The organism is Kitasatospora sp. NPDC059160 (genome assembly GCF_042755465.1).
Lineage (GTDB): Bacteria > Actinomycetota > Actinomycetes > Streptomycetales > Streptomycetaceae > Kitasatospora.
On the sequence record NZ_JBHZCN010000037.1, the window covers coordinates 1 to 16,712 of the forward strand.

Below are 16,712 nucleotides of genomic sequence, written 5' to 3' on the forward strand. Positions count from 1 at the left end.
CACTGCGGTAGTCCGAAGACGGGCCCTACTCGAAGCGCGCGGCCAGCAGCATCAGGTCGTCGGTGGCCGGGGAGGCGTCCGGGGCGGGGCAGACGGCCAGCAGGTGGGCGCAGAGCCGCTCCGGGTCGATCCGCACGTCGCGCGGGGCGTCGGCGGCGGCCCGGCGCAGGTTGGCCTGGCCGGCGTGCAGGGTCGGGCCGCAGCGGCGGGCCAGGCCCTCGGTGTAGAGCAGCAGGGTGTCGCCGCGCCCGGCGGTGAGCTCGACCCCGGGGGCCTCCCAGCAGGCCAGCATGCCGAGCGGGGCGGAGAGCGAGGTCTCCACGAACTCGGCGCCGTGCCGGCCGACCAGGACGGGCGGGCAGTGCCCGGCCCCGGCCAGGGTGATCCGGCGGTCCTCGGGTTCGACCCAGGCGTAGACGGCGGTGGCGGTGCGGGTCGGCTCGGTGGTCTTGAGCAGCAGTTCCAGGTCGCCGAGGACGGAGACCGGGTCCTCGCCCTCCAGCACCGCGTACGCCCGCAGCGCGGCCCGGATCCGGCCCATCGCGGCGGCCGCGCCGGGGGCGGAGCCGGGGCCCGCGCCGGGGCCGTCGCCGGAGACCGAGCCGACGGTGAGGCCGACGGTGCCGTCCGGCAGCGGGATGGCGTCGTACCAGTCGCTGCCGCTGGAGCGGTCCAGGCCGGCCGGGACGAGCCGGGCGGCCAGTCGCAGTCCGGGGATCTGCGGGAGGTGGTCCGGCAGCAGGCCGCGGCGCAGCGCCTCGGTGGTGCGCAGGGTGCGTTCCGCCTCCAGCTGCTTGGCGAGCAGCGGGGCGGCGATCTCGCAGTAGTGGCGGGCGAGTTCGCGCTGGCAGTCGGTGGGCTGGGCGGGCCGGTCGTAGAACCAGACGGCGGCGGCGAGCGGGCCGTCCTCGACGGTGGCGAGCGGGAGGCCGTAGGCGCCGCCGAGGCCGAGGTGGACGGCGAGTTCGCGCAGCCGGGCGCCGACGGCCGGGTCGTCGGCGAGGTCGGCGGAGTGCAGCTGTTCGGGGCGGTCGTGCTCGCTCAGCAGCCGGGCGAGCAGGCTCTGTTCGGTCGGGACGGTCTCCAGGGCGCCGAGGCTGGCCCGGTCCAGGCCGAGGCCGACGGGCTGGCCGGTGCCGCCGCCCGGCAGCAGGGTGACCAGGACGCCGCGGTCGGCGCCGAGCAGGGCGGCGCCGGAGGCGAGCACGGCGTCCAGGGTGGCGGTGGTGCCGCGGGCGCGGGCGAGCCGCTCGGTGTGCTCGTACAGGCTGGTGATATCGGACAGGCGTCCGGCCAAACGGTCCTGCACCGTGCTGGACGGTGCCGCGGGGCCGTCGGCGCCGCCGTCCGGAGCGTCGGTGGGGCCGGGCAGGTCCGGCGGCGGGTCGAGGACGGTGAGCCCGCCCGCACAGCCGGTCTCACCCGGCTCTGCGGGCGGCGTCGACGGCTGGGCGGCCGACGCGTGGGACTTGGTCATGCCGCCACTCCTGACGCGGTGCTACGTGCCATGCGAAACCCCCAGGTACGGCCAATGTGGAGCGAGCACGGCCAAAGGACGCGTTTCGCCTCGATTCGCTACTACTCGTCATTGATCGACAGCAATGCCACCACTTCTACACAGGCCATTCGGGGCATGTCCAGATCCAGGACGATGCGGTGGCCGGTTCCACGTCCGCGCGACCCGGTCGGAGGGCGCGCACCGGGCGCGGCGCGCCGGTCGGAGCCGGAGGCATGGAGCGAGCCGGGAGCGGGCAGAACCGAGGGGACGGACCGGGCGGCCGTCCGGATCGTATGTCCGCGCCGCCCGCGATCCGGGCTGGCCGGAAGTCTCTCACTCGTACGGTGGAACCAAGCGCGCCCGGGCGACGTCCATCCGGTCGCATACGGGATTCTCGTTCCAGGGGCTGTTCCAGTGCGCGGCCCTTCTCATGTCGTGCTCCACACCGTGCTCCACGTCGTAGCCGCGCCGTCCGCCGTGCCGCCCGCCCCGTTCCGCGCCTTTCCGGGGCCGTGCCGCCGCGGGCCCCTGCGGCGGGTCCCGACGGATGTCGGTGGGGCGGAGCGAACCGAGCGGTCAGGGAAAGGAACGAGCGCCATGCGTGAGAACCCGAAGAGCCCGAGGAGCCGGTCGCAGGAGTCCCGGGAGCCGCAGGAGTCGTCCGCCCGGCTGGCCGCGGCCCTCACGGCCGCCGTCGAACACCGCTGGCCGGTGGTGCCCGGCACCGTGCTGTGCGGCGGCCGCTGTTCCTGCGGGGAGCCGGACTGCCCGGCGCCCGGCGCCCATCCGCACGACCCGTCCCTGCTGGCCGCCACCACGGACCCCCGGATGGTGCGCTGGTGGTGGGAGCGGCAGACCCCGGACGCGCCGGTGCTGGCCGCCACCGGCTCCGCGGTCTCGGCGGTCAGCCTGCCCGCGGCGGCCGGTGCCAGGGCGCTGGTCCACCTGGGCGCGCTGCGGCTGCCGCTCGGCCCGGTGCTCGCGATGCCGGGCCGCTACGCCCTGCTGGTGGCCCCGTACTCGCTCGACGCCCTGGGCGAGATGCTCGCCCAACTCCCTTCGGTGCCAGGATCGTTGCGCTACCACGGGCCGGGCGGCTTCCTGCCGCTGCCGCCCGGCGGCGGGGCCGGGAGGGTGCGCTGGGTGCTGGCGCCGCGGCCGGCCGCGGCCGGTGGGGTCCGGTTGCCGCAGGTCGGGCCGCTGCTGGGGGAGTTGGTGGAGGCGACGGTCCGGCTGGACAGCGGGCGCTCGACGTACTGACGGATCGCCGGGTCGGGCCGGACTCCGGGCCCGGTGGTGCGGGGCGTTCCGGAAAAGAAAAGATCCGGCCGCTGGCGACGGGGGATGCACCAGCGGCCGGACTCTTTAGACAGTAACAAGGATCCGCGCCCGCGCCAATTTCCAAGACGCCCTCCAGGCCCGGAAATTGCGGCTTCCCGGCGACAATGTGACGCGTATCACCCGGATCCTGCGCGCTTTAGTTCAGGGTGACCTGACGGTTCACCAGGTTCGCGCGGGCGCGCCGCTCCTCGGCGGTCAGCTCGGTCGGGTCGGCGAGGACGGCGGCGAGCCGCTCGCCGAACTCGGCGGCCGGCTTCTCGCAGTCGGCGGCGGTCATGGCGAGCGGGAGGTCCCACACCGGGACGGTCAGGCCGTGCGCGCGGAACGAGCCCACCAGGCGGGTGTCCGCGCCGAGCGAGGCCTCGCCGGCGGCGTTCAGCCGGGCCAGCGCGTCCAGCAGCCGCTCCTCGGGCACGGTCATCACCCAGCGCAGGTGGTTCTTGTCCGGGGTGCCGCACCAGTAGGCGGCGTCGACGCTCGCGAGCTTCTCGGTCGGGATGGCGGAGGCGTTGGCGCGCTCCAGCGAGGCGGCGACCTCGCCGGTGGCGGTCTCGGCGTCCTCCAGCCAGAACTCGAAGCCGGTGTGCACGGTGGGCGTGAACGCGGCGGAGGCGTCCAGCAGGTCCTGGAGGCGGCGGCCGCCCGGGACGGTCCGGCGGGCCGGGACGGGGCTGCCGGGCTCGGTGGCCAGGGCCAGCTCCAGGGCGTCCGCGAGGTCGCGGCTGAGGTCGCCCGAGGAGGACTGGGTCTGCAGGCCGAGCAGGATCGAGCCGTCGGGGCGGCGCAGGGCCGGCCAGGCCAGCGGCAGCACCGTCGCCAGGGTCACCGACGGGACGTCGCCCCCGGCGGTCGCGGTCACTCCGGCGGCCAGCGTCAGCGGCACCGTGGCGGCGGGCACCAGCTCGCGCAGCGCCACCCAGTCGGCCTCGCCCGGCAGGCCCTCGAACGGGCGGTGAACCAGCTCCTGCACGGCGTGCGAGGCCTCCCGGCCGTGGCACGCCTTGTAGCGGCGGCCCGAGCCGCAGGGGCAGTCCTCGCGGGCCCCGACCACGGGGATCTCACCCGTGACGGCGGTGGTGGACTGGCGCTGCGGCGCCTTCTTGGCGGCCTTCTTGCCCATGCTGCGGCTCTCCCGGGGACGGTGGTCCTGTTTCACGGGAAGCCTACTGAGGTTCCCCCGGCGCGCGGGAACGCGCCGGGGCGGGCGCCGGTCGGACGGGTGCCGTACGCCCTGGTGCCGTACGCCCTGGTACCGGTCGGACGGGTGCCGCTCGGACGGCTACGCGCTGCGGGCGGTGCCGCCCCCGGTGCGCCGGGCGTGCCGGGCGCGGGCGGGCAGCGCCGCCCAGACCGTGACCTCGCCGGGCGCGTCCCGGACGCCCCAGTCGCTGGCCAGCTGGTCGACGATGGCCAGGCCGCGGCCGCCGCGCGAGGTCAGCGAGGGGCTGGCGGGCAGCGGCCGGGTGGCCGCGCCGCCGTCGGTGACCTCCAGGGTGAGCACGCCGTCGGCGTGCATCTGCCAGCGGACCAGCACACCGCCGGCCGGCTCGGCCGTGTCGTCCTCGGGCTCCCGGCCGCCCGGTGCCGGGTGCGTCCCGGAGGGGACGCCGACCAGCACCTGGTCCACCACCTCCGCCCGGGCGCCGCGGCCCAGGGCGGGCAGCGGGCCGAGCGGACGGGCGTACCGACAGGCGTTGCTCAACAGTTCGGAAAGGATCAGAACAGCATCATCGATGACCGGTTCCGGTATCTGCCGGTCACCCAGATCTCGACGCAGTCGGCGCCGTGCGACCCCGACACTCGCTGGGCCGTGCGGCACTGCCATGGTCGATGAAGTCGGCACTTCACGCGCCACCATCAACGCCACCCCCGGACCTCCTTCAGCGTATGCCGAGGGATGGATGCCCCTTGGTAATGCGTCGGAAACGACTGTCGGAGGATCCTGCGGGCCCTTTTCCGGCGGCGCGACTCAGGGTCGACAAGAGGTCATTCCGTGCTCACCCTCCGTCGCCCGATCGCAAGAATTCCGGCAATACCGTGCGCGGAAGGTTTGACTGCCGACCAGGGTGATCAGGTTTCCCCGGGTACCCGGGGCGCCCGGCCCCGGCTCAGCGGCCGAGCTGGGCCAGCACCTCGGCGGGCCTGTTGGTGATGATCGCGGAGACCCCGAGCTCCAGGCAGAGCTCGACGTCGGCCGGCTCGTCCACCGTCCACACGTGCACCTCGTGGCCCAGCTCGCGCAGCCGGGGCACCAGCTGCGGCTTGGCCTTGATCAGCTCGATGCCGGGGCCGGCGATCCGGGCCCCGCCCGGCAGCGGCTGCCCGGGGCGCAGGCGGCCCAGCAGCGGCAGCATCCGTTCGATCAGGAACACCCGCCGGTAGTCGGGCGCGGCGGCGGCCACCCGGTTCAGCGCGATCGAGGAGAAGCTCATGATCCGGGCGGACGGGCGCTCGCCGTCCGGCGCGGTGCCGATCTTGTACCGCTCCAGGGTGCGCAGCAGCTCGGCCTCGACCCGGCCGCGGAACCGCACCGGGTGCTTGGTCTCGATCGCCAGGTCCACCGGGCGGCCGCAGTCCACCACCAGTTCGAGCAGCCGCTCCAGCCGCAGCACGCCGCGCAGCTCGGGGTCGGTGCTGGGCCGGCCGGTCTTCCAGGCGCCGAAGTCGTACGCCTCCAACTCGGCCAGCGTCATCGCGGAGACGGTGCCGCGGCCGTTCGAGACCCGGCCGATCCGGCGGTCGTGCACGCAGACCAGGTGGCCGTCGGCCGTCACCCGCACGTCGCACTCGACGGCGTCCGCGCCCTCGTCGAGCGCGCGCCGGTACGCCGCGAGGGTGTGCTCGGGCAGGGCGTGGGAGGAGCCGCGGTGGGCGATCACCTGGACGGAGGGCGTGGTGCGCGCCGCCGCCGAGGGCAGTTCTGGGCTGGTCACGGCCCCAACGATAGGGGGCGCGGGTGAACCCGGGGCGAAGCCGGTCCCAACCTGCGGGGCCGGCTCCGCCCCCGGTGCGTCAGGCCCGGGCGGTGCGGCGGGTCAGCGGGGTGAGGCCCCAGGTGACCAGCGCCGGCACCAGGAAGGCGAACAGCGAGGCCGAGGTCCACTCCTGCGGGGTGAAGTGCAGGGTCCGCTGGGCCGAGGTCCAGAAGTCCACCCATCCGTCGCCCACCGCGGTCGGCGCGATCAGCTGGTAGACGGCGAAGCCCAGCACCCACGGCAGCAGCATCAGCCAGCGGGACGGTGCCCGCTCGGAGAGGTCCCAGCCGTGCCGGCCGGCGCCGAAGAAGTAGTCCACCGCCAGCACCGCCAGCAGCGGTACGAAGACCGAGCCGATCAGGCCGAGGAAGTTGCTGTAGGTGTCGGTGAACCGGTCGATGCGCAGCGCCAGCACGGTGGTCAGCACGCCGATCCCGCCGCTCAGCACCCGGCGGTCCACCCGCGGCAGCAGGTTCTGCAGCGACATCGCGGTCGAGTAGACGTTGGCGAAGGACTGGTCGGTCTCGCGCAGCACCAGCACCAGGAGGAACAGCCAGCCGGCCCAGACACCGAGGAAGGAGTCGAAGATCCGGCTCGGGTCGCCGTCGGACTGGAGCAGCGCCATCAGGCCCAGCACGTAGCACCAGACCTGGGCGACGGTGTAGCCGGAGAAGCTGCCCCAGAAGGCCGACTTCGGGCTGCGCGAGTGCCGGGTGTAGTCGGCGGCCATCGGGACGAAGGAGATCGACACCGCGATCATCGCGTCGGTGGCGCCCAGGAAGCCGTGCCAGTTGCCCGCGCCCGGGTCCGGCACGCCCTGGCGGCCCAGCTGGACGGTGAAGTACACCATCGCGACCGCGACCGCCCCGGCCACGAAGCGGCGCAGCACCGCGATCGAGCCCAGCGGCCAGATCGTCAGCGCGGTGGTCAGCGCGCCCGCGAGCAGCACGAACAGCCAGCGGTAGTCGCTGGTGTGGGCGACGGTCTGGGCGCCCGCCGCGATGGTCAGCAGCTCGAACACGCCCCAGCCGACGCACTGGACGATGTTCAGCACGGTCGGCAGGTAGGACAGCCGGGTGCCGAACAGGCCGCGCAGGTTGGCCATCGCCGGGGCGCCGGTGCGGGCCCCGATCAGCGCGGCGACGCCGAGCATCGCGGTGCCGACCGCCGTACCGGTCACGATCGCCGTCACCGCGGCGGCCAGCGACAGCTCGCTGCCCTTCTCGCCGAGCACGGTCGCGGCGGTGGAGAAGCCGATCAGGCTGACGCCGAGGTTCATCCACAGCGCGAAGTGGTCCCGGAAGCGCAGGGTGCGCGGCGGCTCGGTGTCCAGGACCAGCGGTGCCTCGACGCGGTGGTCCAGCAGCGCGGCGCCGGCGCCGGCCGGGTCCGGCGGGAAATCCTTGGACGCGGGCGCGCCCGGAGAAGAGGATGGCGAAGCAGGCGGCATGGCCGATACTCCCTACGCCGGCATTACCCGGACAGGTTCCGGCGGTCAGCGCCCCCTCGACGGTCCGCCGGTCACTGGCCTGGCGTACGGTCGACATGCGCACTCTCAGCCTGGTCGGTCCAAGCTCCCGCGTGTCAGTTTGGAGCGACAGGCTAACCGGCACGGGTACGAACGCCAAAGGCCACGGGGTGCGCGGTCCGCATCGCGGGACGCCCGGCGGGGGTGGGGAGCCCCGGTTGTCGGTGGCGGCTAAGGATTCTTATGAGTTATTCAGAGGGGTCCTTACGGCAATCGAATCGCCGGTGCGAAAAACTATGGTCCTTGGTTCTGTCAGCTATGGAGGTCGTCCGTGAGCACCGAGCGCGAGGTTGGGCCCACCGGGCCGCAGGGGGAGCAGCCCGCGGGGGCCCCGGAGGCGGCGGGTGCCGTTCCCGACGGCACCGCTCAGGGCGGCCACAAGCCGACCATGGCCTTCAGCCGGGTTCCCGAGCCGAAGGACGAACCGGTGGACAACCCGGTGGCCGGGCCGGTGGACGGGTCGGCCGACGCCGCCCCGGCCGACAGCGGGCACCAGCCGACCATGGCGTTCGGCCGGGTCCCGGAGCTGGCCGCCGCGAGCGCGGCGGCCGAGGCCGCCCCGGCGGAGGGCGGGCACCAGCCGACCGTCGCCTTCACCAAGGTGCCCGCGCCGGAGGCCCCGGCCGCGCCGGCCGCGCCCGCCGTCGAGGAGCCCGCCGTCGACCCGGCCACCGGCTACATCGACGCCCCGCCGCCGGTCCTGCCGCCCGCGCCGCCCGCCCCGGCCCCGGTCGCCGCCGCTCCGGCCGCGCCCGCCCTGCCGCCGGGCACCCCGGGCACCAACCCGTACGCGACCCCGACCCACGGCGTGCCCGCCGCCGGCGCCCACGAGGGCTACGGCGTCCCGGCCGCCAACGCCCAGGAGCCGTACGGCGCCCCGGCCGCCGGTGCGCCCGTCGCGCCCGGCGCACCCGGGCACCACCCCTTCGGCGCCGGCCAGCCGCTCGGCGGCTGGGGCGGCGGCCACGACGCCGGCGCGGGCCACCCCGGCGGCCCCGGCGGTCCGTTCGGCTACCCCGCCGAGTACCCCGGCGGCCCGGGCGGCCACGGCCCGCGCAAGAAGCGCGGCGGCCTGGTGGCCCTGCTCGCGGCCGTCGCGCTGGTCGCCGGCATCGCGGGCGGCGCGGTCGGTGTGGTCGCCAGCGACCACGCCGGCAGCAGCAGCTCGGCGGACGACCACCGCAGCACCACCGTCCAGGCCAGCAACACCCAGAAGAACGAGCCCGTCCCCGGGTCGATCGCCGCCATCGCCCAGAAGGCGCTGCCCAGCGTCGTCACCATCAAGGCGCAGAACAGCACCGAGTCGGGCACCGGCACCGGCTTCGTCTTCGACACCGAGGGCCACATCCTCACCAACAACCACGTGGTCGCGCCGGCCCTCAACGGCGGCAAACTGACCGTCAAGTTCGCCGACGGCACCTCCTACACCGCCTCGGTGCTGGGCCACGCCGAGGGCTACGACGTCGCCGTGGTCAAGATCGACAACCCGCCGAAGAGCAAGCTGTCGCCGCTGCCGCTGGCCGACTCCGACAAGGTCAACGTCGGTGACGCCACCGTCGCGATCGGTGCGCCGTACGGCCTGGAGTCCACCGTCACCAGCGGCATCGTCAGCGCCAAGGACCGCCCGGTCGCCTCCGGCGACGAGACCGGCTCGCAGGCCTCGTACATGAACGCCCTGCAGACCGACGCCTCGATCAACCCCGGCAACTCCGGCGGCCCGCTGCTGGACTCCAGCGGCGCGGTGATCGGCATCAACTCGGCGATCCAGTCCAACGCCTCCGCCAACGGCCGGGCCGGCAGCATCGGCCTGGGCTTCGCCATCCCGATCAACCAGGCCAAGTGGGTCGCGGACACCCTGATCAAGACCGGCAAGCCGGTCTACGCCAAGCTCGACGTGCTGCGCAACGACGACTACAAGGGCGACGGCGCGCAGATCCAGACCAAGGACGTCCAGGGCCAGCCCGCCGTCACCCCCGGCGGCGCGGCCGACAAGGCCGGCCTCAAGCCGGGCGACGTGATCACCAAGCTCGGCGGCGCGCCGATCGAGAACGGTCCCGCCCTGGTCAGCCGGATCTGGACGCACAAGCCGGGCGAGACCGTCGACGTCGAGTACACCCGCAACGGCCAGACCATGACCACCAAGGTCACGCTCGGCCAGCGGGACGGCGATCAGTGACCCCCGGGCCCGCGGAATCGTGTGCGCCGAAGGCCGTCGGACCCGTTAGGCTGACCTCCGCCTGGAGAGCTGCCCGAGCGGCCTAAGGGAACAGTCTTGAAAACTGTCGTGGCGTGACCCGTCACCGTGGGTTCGAATCCCACGCTCTCCGCCGGTAGGAGAAACCACCTGCTCAGGGCGGGTGCCGAGATCGTTTCGGCACCCGCCCTCGGTGTTTTCCGGGGCGGGCCGGCGGCGGGCCGACGGTGCGCCGACGCGGGGTCGCGGCCGGGCCGGCGGCCGGGGGTTGACCCTGACACAGGGGGAGACGGTGGAGTGGGAGCACCATGTTGAACATCGGAGACTTCGCCGTCCACGGCCGGGTGTCGGTGCGGATGCTGCGCCACTACGACGCGATCGGCCTGCTCACACCCGCCAGGGTGGACCCGGCCACCGGGTACCGCTCCTACGAGGCGGTCCAACTCGCCCGGCTGAACCGGGTGATCGCGCTCAAGGAGCTCGGCTTCACGCTGCAGCAGGTGCGGGCCGTGCTGGACGAGCACCCGGACCCGGCCGAGCTGCGCGGGATGCTGCGGTTGCGGCGGGCCCAGCTCGCCGAGGCGATCGCGGCGGACGAGCAGCGGCTGGCCCGGGTGGAGGCGAGGCTCCGGACGATCGAGAGTGAGGGGAACATGTTCGAGCACGATGTCGTGGTGAAGCCCGTTCCGTCCGTGCGGGTGGCCCAACTGAGCGGTGTGGCGGCGAGTTACGCGCCGGAGGACATCACCCCGGTGATCGGCCCGCTCTTCGACGAGCTGTGCCGGCGGGTGGAGCAGGCCGGGATCGAGGTGGTCGGGCCGTCCGTCGCCCGGTACGAGGACGGGCCGGAGGGCGACGGTTCGGTGGTCGTCCGGGTGGCCCTCCAGGTCGCGCCGTCCGTGCGGGCCGGCCGGGACGACATCGAGGTGGTCGACCTGGCGCCGATCGAGGAGGCGGTGACCATCGTCCACCGCGGCTCGATGGACGACGCGATGGGCAGCTTCCAGGCCCTGGCCCGCTACATCGACCAGAACGGCTACCGCTCGACCGGCTACGCCCGGGAGCGCTACCTGGAGACCCCGGCCGACCGGTCCGGCTGGGTCGTCGAGTTCCAGGAACCGGTGGTCCGCAGGTAGCGGCCGCCGCTTGCCCTCGACCAGGTCGAGGGTCCTAGCGTCACCCGGCATGACCACCGCGACCTCCGCCGGGACGGCCCGGCGCACCGCCCTGCCCCGGCCGTACCTGCTCTGGCTGGCCGGGGCCCAGGCCGGGCTGCTGGGTGACGCCGCGCTGTCCTTCGCCCTCGGCTGGGCCGCCTCCGGGTACGGCGGCGGGGCGGCCGGGCTGGTGCTGACGGCGGTCACCGTGCCCCGTACGGTGCTGGTCCTGCTGGGCGGGGCGGTGGCGGACCGGTTCGGCGCCCGCCGGGTGATGCTCGTCGGGGACGCGGTGATGCTGGTGGTGACCGCCGCACTGGCGCTCGCGGTGGCCGGCGGCCGGGGCGCGCCGCTGTGGCTGCTGGTCGGGGCGGCCGTGGCGACCGGGGCGGTCGACGCGTTCCACCTCCCGGCGAGCGGCTCGATGCCGCGCCGGCTGGTGCCCGCGGACCGGCTGCCCCGGGCGCTCGCGCTGCGGCAGGCCGGCGGGCAGTGCGCGGTGCTGCTCGGGGCGCCGCTGGGCGGCCTGCTGGTCGCCGGGGGCGGGCTCGCGGGCGCGGCGGCGGCGGACGCGGTGAGCTTCGCGGTCGTCCTGCTGGTCCTGCTGCGGGTCCGGCCGGACCGGGAGGGGCCCGGTCCGGCTCCCGCCGCCGCCCCGGTGGGCCTGCTGCGGGAGGCGGGGGCGGGCGTCCGGCTGGCCCTGGGGGATCCGCTGCTGCGGGCCGCGCTGCTGCTGACCGGGGCCGCCGCGGGGGCGCTGCTGCCCGTGGTCTCGCTGCTCGGCCCGCTGCTCGCCCGGGCACACGGCTGGGCGGCGGGCACCGCCGGACTGGTGACCGCCGGTCAGGCGGCGGGGGTGCTCGCGGTGGCGGCGGCGGTCGCCTGGCGCGGCGGGCTGCCCCGGCCGGGGGTCGGGGCGGCCGCCGGGCTCTGCACGGCCTCGGCGGGCACCGTGCTGCTGGCACTGTCCGGCGGTCCGGGGGCGGCGGTGGTCGGCAGCACGGTGGTGGGCCTCGGCTCCGGACTGTTCGCCTGCCACCTCGGGCCGCTGGTGCTCGGCGGTGCCCCGAACTCCCATCTCTCCCGGGTGCAGGCCCTGTTGACGCTGGTGCAGAGCCTCGCCCTGGTGCTGTCCACCGGGCTGCTCGGGACGGCCGCGGACGCGACGGGAGCCGTCCCGCCCGCCCTGCTCTGCGCCCTCGCCACCGGGGCGGCCGGGCTGGCGGCCCTCGCCACCCCGGTGCTGCGCCGGGCCTGACCGACCGGCACCGCCGGTCGGCGGGACACCGGCCGGCGGCCGGTGGCCGGTGCCGAGGCCCACTTGCCCGGCTCCGGGCCTCGGGGCAGAGTGCGGAGGTGGCGGCGGCGCGGTGGTGACTGGAGGCGGCGATGAGTGATCTGACGGACCGACTGGCGCTGGGCCTCCCGGCGGAGGCGGTGGTGGTGGATCCGGACGTGACCGCCGCCTACAGCCACGACATGGCGGGCTTCTGCGCCGCCGGGACGCCCGCCGTGGTGGTCTTCCCGGAGACGGTCGAGCAGGTGCAGCACGTGCTGCGCACCGCGACCGAGCTGCGGGTGCCGGTGGTGCCGCAGGGGGCCCGGACCGGGTTGTCGGGGGCGGCGAACGCCGTCGACGGCTGCGTCGTGCTGTCGCTGGTGAAGCTGAACCGGATCCTGGAGATCGACCCGGTGAACCGGGTGGCGGTGGTCGAGCCGGGCGTGGTGAACGCGGAACTGTCGCGCGCGGTCGAGGAGTTGGGTCTCTGCTACCCGCCGGACCCGTCCAGCTGGGAGTCCTGCACGATCGGCGGCAACATCGGCACCGGCGCGGGCGGGCTCTGCTGCGTGAAGTACGGCGTCACCAGCGAGTACGTGCTCGGGCTGGACGTGGTGCTGGCGGACGGTCGGCTGCTGTCCACCGGGCGCCGCACGGCCAAGGGAGTGGCCGGGTACGACCTGACCCGGCTGTTCGTCGGCTCGGAGGGCACCCTCGGGGTGGTGGTCCGGGCGGTGCTGGCGCTGCGGCCCGCGCCGGAGCCGCAGCTGGCGCTGGCGGCGGAGTTCCCCAGCGCGGACGCGGCGGGGGCGGCGGTCTGCGCGGTGATGGAGCGCGGGCTGACCCCGTCGCTGATGGAGCTGATGGACGCGGTCTCCGTCCGGGCCGTCAACGAGCTGGGGCAGATGGGGCTGCCGGAGTCGACCCGGGCGCTGCTGCTGGTGGCCTTCGACGGGCCGGACCGGGAGGCCGGGCTGGCCCGGGTCGCGGAGCTGTGCCGGGAGGCCGGGGCGACCGAGGTGGTTCCGGCCGAGGACCAGGCGGAGTCGGACCTGCTGCTGGCGGCCCGGCGGCTGGCGCTGCCCGCGCTGGACCGGCTGGGCACCACGATGATCGACGACGTGGCGGTGCCGCGCTCCCGGCTGGCCGAGATGCTCAACGGCGTCGCGGCGATCGCCGAGCGGCACGCGCTGACGATCGGGGTGGTCAGCCACGCCGGGGACGGCAACACCCACCCGATCGTGATCTTCGACGCCGCGGACCCGGAGCAGACGGCGCGGGCCCAGCGCTCCTTCGACGAGATCATGGCGCTCGGGCTGGAGCTGGGCGGCACCATCACCGGGGAGCACGGGGTGGGGCTGTTGAAGCGGGACTGGCTGGCCCGTGAGCTGGGGCCGGTCGGGCTGGACCTGCAGCGGCAGGTGAAGGCGGTCTTCGACCCCTTGGGCATCCTCAATCCGGGCAAGATGGTCTGATTTTCGGCGCGGATATCTTCTCCTCATGCGCATCCTTCGGCCCGCATTCTCGGTACGACTTTCCGATGGTCTGTGAATGGCTGGAAAGTCGACTTGGAAGGGTGGGCGAACCTTTCGGGGGCGTGTTCAGGGGTGGCCCGCGCCGGGGGTGGTGCGCCCGGAGGTTCGTACGGCACTGACGCGCCGTCGTCCGACGTCCGCGGAAAGGCCGCCGAACGGGCGAAGTCGCAGGTCAGTAGCGGTGTGTCGGCGCACTGTCCGATCTTCCGCCCGTTATGCGCGGCCCGGGTGGATATCACGCTAACGGGCGAAAACTGCTCCGTCGGCTAGTGCTTTGTCGATTTGTTGCGGAAGTCTTTCTCCCGGCGTCGCAGCCCGCAGGTGTTCGTCTGGCCGGCGAACCCCCGCACCATGCTCGACCAATGCACGATTAACGGCTTCTTGGAGGCTCACATGGCTCGCTTCAACACCCGCCGGGTGTCCGGGTTCCTGCTCGCCGCCCCGCTGGCGGCCGGTCTGCTGCTGGCCGGTGCCGGGGCCGCCGCCGCCGACAACGGCGCGGGCGCCGCGGCCGGTTCCAACGCCGGCGTGGTGTCCAACACGGGCACCGGCAACATCTTCGGCGGCCTCGACGGCAACTACGTCTCCAACCAGCAGACGGCCACCGGCGCCGGCGCCTCGAACCAGAACAACACCGTCGCGGTGAAGGACAACGCGGGCAACGTCCTGGCCGGTCAGGGCAACAAGAACATCAACGTCATCTTCGCCCCGATCTTCCCCTGACGGCCCCGGGTGCCACTGCCGGCGGGGGCGCCGGAGGTGGACGGCCGCGGGTGAGCTGAGCATCCGCGGTGGGGTCCGGAACGGTCACCGGGCGGGCTTCCCGCCCCGGGCGGACCGGGGAGACCGGACGAACGCATGGACCGGCCAGCGGAAAGGGTCGCCGCGAAGCCGGCCTCGTGGGCGGTGCCGCCATCGGCACCGCCCACGAGTGCGTCCGGGCCCGGGGCCCCACCGGCCCGCCACCCGCGCCCGGCCCGCGCGCCCGGCCCCTACGCCCCGCCCGTACGCCCCGCCCGCACGCGCCCCGCCCCCCGCGAGCGGCCCGGATCCCTCCAGCGAGGGCCCGCGCCCGGCGCCGTCGGTCCACGGCGGTACGGTTGCGCTCCGACAGCGCTCCACGTGCCCGGGCCCGGAACGGACGGCCCGGTCGGGGCGGCGACCGCGGCAATCGGAAGGAAGGCGCGCGATGGCGGCGGAGGACGAGGGCCTGACCGGCCCGGACGGGGCCAGGCCCGCACCGGAGCCGCAGCCGCAGCCGTGCCCGGCACCACCGGACGAGCGCCGGCCCGGGCCGAGGTCCGTCCCGGAACTGCTGCTCGGCCGCCCGCCGATGGCCCGCCCGCTGCCCTCCTTCGACCCCGCGGCCGCCCCCGCCGAGCCCGGCCCGCTGTTCGTGGACTGGCTCGCCACCGCCCTGGACGCCGGGGTGCTGGACCCGCAGGCCTTCACCCTCGCCACGGTCGACGCCGACGGCATGCCGGACGCCCGGGTGCTGGTGCTGCGCGACGTGGACGCGGCCGGCACCGGCTGGAACTTCTCCGCGGCCGCCGACAGCCCCAAGGGCCGCCAGCTCGCCCACCACCCGGCCGCCGCGCTGAACGTCTACTGGCCGCAGCTGGGCCGCCAGGTCCGGGTGCGCGGCAGCGTCGAGCGGGCCGCCGACCTGGTCGCCGCCGCGGAGTTCGCCACCCGCTCGCCCGCCGCCCGGGTCGGTGCGCTGGTCGGCCGGCAGAGCGAGCCGCTGGCCGAGCTGACCGAGTACGACGAGGCGGTGGCGGTCGCCCGGCGCCGGCTGGAGGCGACCCCGGACGCCGTCGCGCCCGGCCACGCGGTCTACACCCTGTGGGCGCACGAGGTGGAGTTCTGGCAGGGCGACGCCCAGCGCCGGCACGTCCGGCTGCGCTACACCCGCACCGGCCCGGTCCGCACCCCGGAGTGGTCCCGCACCCTGCTCTGGCCGTAGCGCCGTTGCCGTGAGGGGCCGGCCGCGCCCGGTCGGCGTCCTCCGGTCGGCCCCCTCCCGCCAACCGCCTCTCGCCAGCCCCCTCCCGTCAGACCCGTCCGGTCAGCGCCGTCCGGTCAGCGTGGCCCCCACGCTGGCCGCGACCACGCAGCCGATCCCGGCCAGCTGCGCGGCGCCCAGCAGCTGGCCGAGCACCACCAGCCCGACCAGTGCGCTGACCGCCGGCTCCAGGCTGACCAGCACGCTGAACACCCGCTGGGGCATCCGCCGCAGCGCCGTCATCTCCAGCGCGTACGGGAGCACCGGCAGCAGCAGCGCCACCCCGGCCGCCGAGGCGAGCAGCACCAGCGGCGAGGCGCCGGGGGCGGTCAGCCCGTCCCAGGCCTCGCCGAGCCCGAACGGCGCGAGGAACAGGGCGCCGACCGTCATCGACACCGCCAGCCCCTGGAAGCCCTGGAAGGCGGCGCCGACCTTGTCGGTGAACAGGATGTACAGCGCGTAGCAGCCGGCCGCGCCGAAGGCGTAGAGCAGGCCGACCGGGTCGAGCGAGCTGCCGCCTTCCCCTTCGCCGAGCAGGGTCAGCAGGACGACCCCGGCCGCCGCGAGCAGGGCCCAGAGCAGGTGGCTGGCCCGCCGGGCGAAGACCAGGGCGACCGCGAGCGGGCCGAGGAACTCGATGGTCGCGGCGGTGCCCATCGGCAGCCGGTCGATCGCCCCGGCGAACAGGAAGGTCATCCCGGCGGAGGCCATGCCGAGCAGCGCGGCCGCGGCGAGGTCGCGCGGGCGCTTGTCGCGCAGCCGGGGCCGGGTGACGGCGAGCAGGATCACCGCGGCGAAGCCCAGCCGCAGGAAGGTGGTGCCGCTGACCCCGAGCGGGCCGAACAGCGGCTTGGACAGGGCGATGCCGGTCTGCACCAGGAACATCGCGACCAGACACAGAAGCGGCGCCGGGATCCTGTCCGGGCGCCGCAGGGCCTTGCCGATCCGGCCGGTGGACCGGCCGGGGCGGAGCCCCGGGGGCGCCGTGGAGCCGGGCTCCCCACCTCGTCGCCGGCTGCCCCGCTCGCCGGCGGGCTCGCCCGTGGGGGCGGGCGGCGTGGCAAGGGCCTCGGCGACGGCGGCGGCCGAGGTGGGGGCGACGGTTTCGCCGGTATGGGAGGTGGGCATGCTGACGAGTTTGCCGTAAGGAGTGACCAACCAGCAAGCTCGTTACAACCCGTTCACGGAAACCGGGACGGA

General features: G+C 75.0%; 13 protein-coding genes, 1 tRNA gene and 1 riboswitch. Of the genes, 8 read left to right on the plus strand and 6 right to left on the minus strand.

Translation table 11 applies throughout. The features are described from left to right. Positions 1-25: 25 nt before the first annotated feature. Positions 26-1,477 carry a PP2C family protein-serine/threonine phosphatase gene (locus ACFXOZ_RS17785; protein ID WP_380591313.1) on the minus strand — a complete coding sequence of 484 codons (1,452 nt, stop codon included), beginning with the start codon at positions 1,475-1,477 and terminating at the stop codon, positions 26-28. 618 nt (positions 1,478-2,095) lie between these two features. Here ACFXOZ_RS17785 and ACFXOZ_RS17790 point away from each other — a divergent pair. Next, positions 2,096-2,758: a bifunctional DNA primase/polymerase gene (locus ACFXOZ_RS17790; protein WP_375882657.1), complete on the plus strand. Its 663-nt coding sequence runs from the start codon at positions 2,096-2,098 to the stop codon at positions 2,756-2,758. Between the two features lie 217 nt (positions 2,759-2,975). Here ACFXOZ_RS17790 and ACFXOZ_RS17795 read toward each other — a convergent pair whose 3' ends face one another. The 4 genes from ACFXOZ_RS17795 to ACFXOZ_RS17810 form a co-directional block, all read right to left on the minus strand. Beyond that, positions 2,976-3,959 (minus strand): DUF5926 family protein, encoded by a 984-nt coding sequence (locus ACFXOZ_RS17795; protein ID WP_380396425.1) that lies wholly within the window; start codon positions 3,957-3,959, stop codon positions 2,976-2,978. 159 nt (positions 3,960-4,118) lie between these two features. Then, positions 4,119-4,706 carry an ATP-binding protein gene (locus ACFXOZ_RS17800; RefSeq protein WP_375882653.1) on the minus strand — a complete coding sequence of 196 codons (588 nt, stop codon included), beginning with the start codon at positions 4,704-4,706 and terminating at the stop codon, positions 4,119-4,121. A gap of 241 nt (positions 4,707-4,947) precedes the next feature. After that, positions 4,948-5,772, minus strand: coding sequence for a glycerophosphodiester phosphodiesterase (locus ACFXOZ_RS17805; protein WP_375882651.1), 825 nt, complete (start codon positions 5,770-5,772; stop codon positions 4,948-4,950). Positions 5,773-5,851: 79 nt separating this feature from the next. Next, the gene (locus ACFXOZ_RS17810; protein WP_380523399.1) at positions 5,852-7,264 is read right to left on the minus strand and encodes a purine-cytosine permease family protein; all 1,413 of its coding nucleotides are present in this window, start codon (positions 7,262-7,264) and stop codon (positions 5,852-5,854) included. Then, a riboswitch (TPP riboswitch) is annotated at positions 7,257-7,405 on the minus strand. It overlaps the preceding gene by 8 nt. Before the next feature lie 208 nt (positions 7,406-7,613). Here ACFXOZ_RS17810 and ACFXOZ_RS17815 point away from each other — a divergent pair. The 7 genes from ACFXOZ_RS17815 to ACFXOZ_RS17845 all read left to right on the plus strand — a co-directional run bounded on the left by ACFXOZ_RS17815 (position 7,614) and on the right by ACFXOZ_RS17845 (position 15,473). After that, a complete protein-coding gene (locus ACFXOZ_RS17815; protein WP_380591317.1) occupies positions 7,614-9,518 on the plus strand; it encodes a S1C family serine protease in 1,905 nt (634 codons plus the stop codon). A 63-nt stretch (positions 9,519-9,581) separates the two neighbouring features. Further along, a tRNA-Ser gene (locus ACFXOZ_RS17820) sits at positions 9,582-9,669 on the plus strand. Positions 9,670-9,844: 175 nt separating this feature from the next. Then, positions 9,845-10,672, plus strand: a complete 828-nt coding sequence (locus ACFXOZ_RS17825) for a MerR family transcriptional regulator (protein ID WP_380591320.1) — start codon at positions 9,845-9,847, stop codon at positions 10,670-10,672. Between the two features lie 49 nt (positions 10,673-10,721). Continuing rightward, on the plus strand, positions 10,722-11,951 hold the full coding sequence (locus ACFXOZ_RS17830) for an MFS transporter (RefSeq protein ID WP_380591323.1): 1,230 nt from the start codon (positions 10,722-10,724) through the stop codon (positions 11,949-11,951). Positions 11,952-12,082: 131 nt separating this feature from the next. Next, on the plus strand, positions 12,083-13,447 hold the full coding sequence (locus tag ACFXOZ_RS17835) for an FAD-binding oxidoreductase (RefSeq protein WP_380523402.1): 1,365 nt from the start codon (positions 12,083-12,085) through the stop codon (positions 13,445-13,447). 453 nt (positions 13,448-13,900) lie between these two features. Then, positions 13,901-14,230, plus strand: coding sequence for a hypothetical protein (locus ACFXOZ_RS17840; protein WP_375882638.1), 330 nt, complete (start codon positions 13,901-13,903; stop codon positions 14,228-14,230). Positions 14,231-14,696: 466 nt separating this feature from the next. Further along, positions 14,697-15,473, plus strand: a complete 777-nt coding sequence (locus tag ACFXOZ_RS17845; protein ID WP_375882635.1) for a pyridoxal 5'-phosphate synthase — start codon at positions 14,697-14,699, stop codon at positions 15,471-15,473. Between the two features lie 102 nt (positions 15,474-15,575). On the opposite strand, the gene ACFXOZ_RS17850 is transcribed toward ACFXOZ_RS17845, so the two are convergent. Beyond that, a complete protein-coding gene (locus ACFXOZ_RS17850; RefSeq protein ID WP_380523403.1) occupies positions 15,576-16,640 on the minus strand; it encodes a DMT family transporter in 1,065 nt (354 codons plus the stop codon). Positions 16,641-16,712: the final 72 nt, after the last annotated feature.

Coding starts and splice junctions, on each gene's coding strand:
- ACFXOZ_RS17810 (WP_380523399.1), bottom strand. CDS start 7,264: ATGCCGCCTGCTTCGCCATCCTCTTCTCCGGGCGCGCCCGCGTCCAAG.
- ACFXOZ_RS17785 (WP_380591313.1), bottom strand. CDS start 1,477: ATGACCAAGTCCCACGCGTCGGCCGCCCAGCCGTCGACGCCGCCCGCA.
- ACFXOZ_RS17840 (WP_375882638.1), top strand. CDS start 13,901: ATGGCTCGCTTCAACACCCGCCGGGTGTCCGGGTTCCTGCTCGCCGCC.
- ACFXOZ_RS17795 (WP_380396425.1), bottom strand. CDS start 3,959: ATGGGCAAGAAGGCCGCCAAGAAGGCGCCGCAGCGCCAGTCCACCACC.
- ACFXOZ_RS17830 (WP_380591323.1), top strand. CDS start 10,722: ATGACCACCGCGACCTCCGCCGGGACGGCCCGGCGCACCGCCCTGCCC.
- ACFXOZ_RS17825 (WP_380591320.1), top strand. CDS start 9,845: ATGTTGAACATCGGAGACTTCGCCGTCCACGGCCGGGTGTCGGTGCGG.
- ACFXOZ_RS17845 (WP_375882635.1), top strand. CDS start 14,697: ATGGCGGCGGAGGACGAGGGCCTGACCGGCCCGGACGGGGCCAGGCCC.
- ACFXOZ_RS17790 (WP_375882657.1), top strand. CDS start 2,096: ATGCGTGAGAACCCGAAGAGCCCGAGGAGCCGGTCGCAGGAGTCCCGG.
- ACFXOZ_RS17850 (WP_380523403.1), bottom strand. CDS start 16,640: ATGCCCACCTCCCATACCGGCGAAACCGTCGCCCCCACCTCGGCCGCC.
- ACFXOZ_RS17835 (WP_380523402.1), top strand. CDS start 12,083: ATGAGTGATCTGACGGACCGACTGGCGCTGGGCCTCCCGGCGGAGGCG.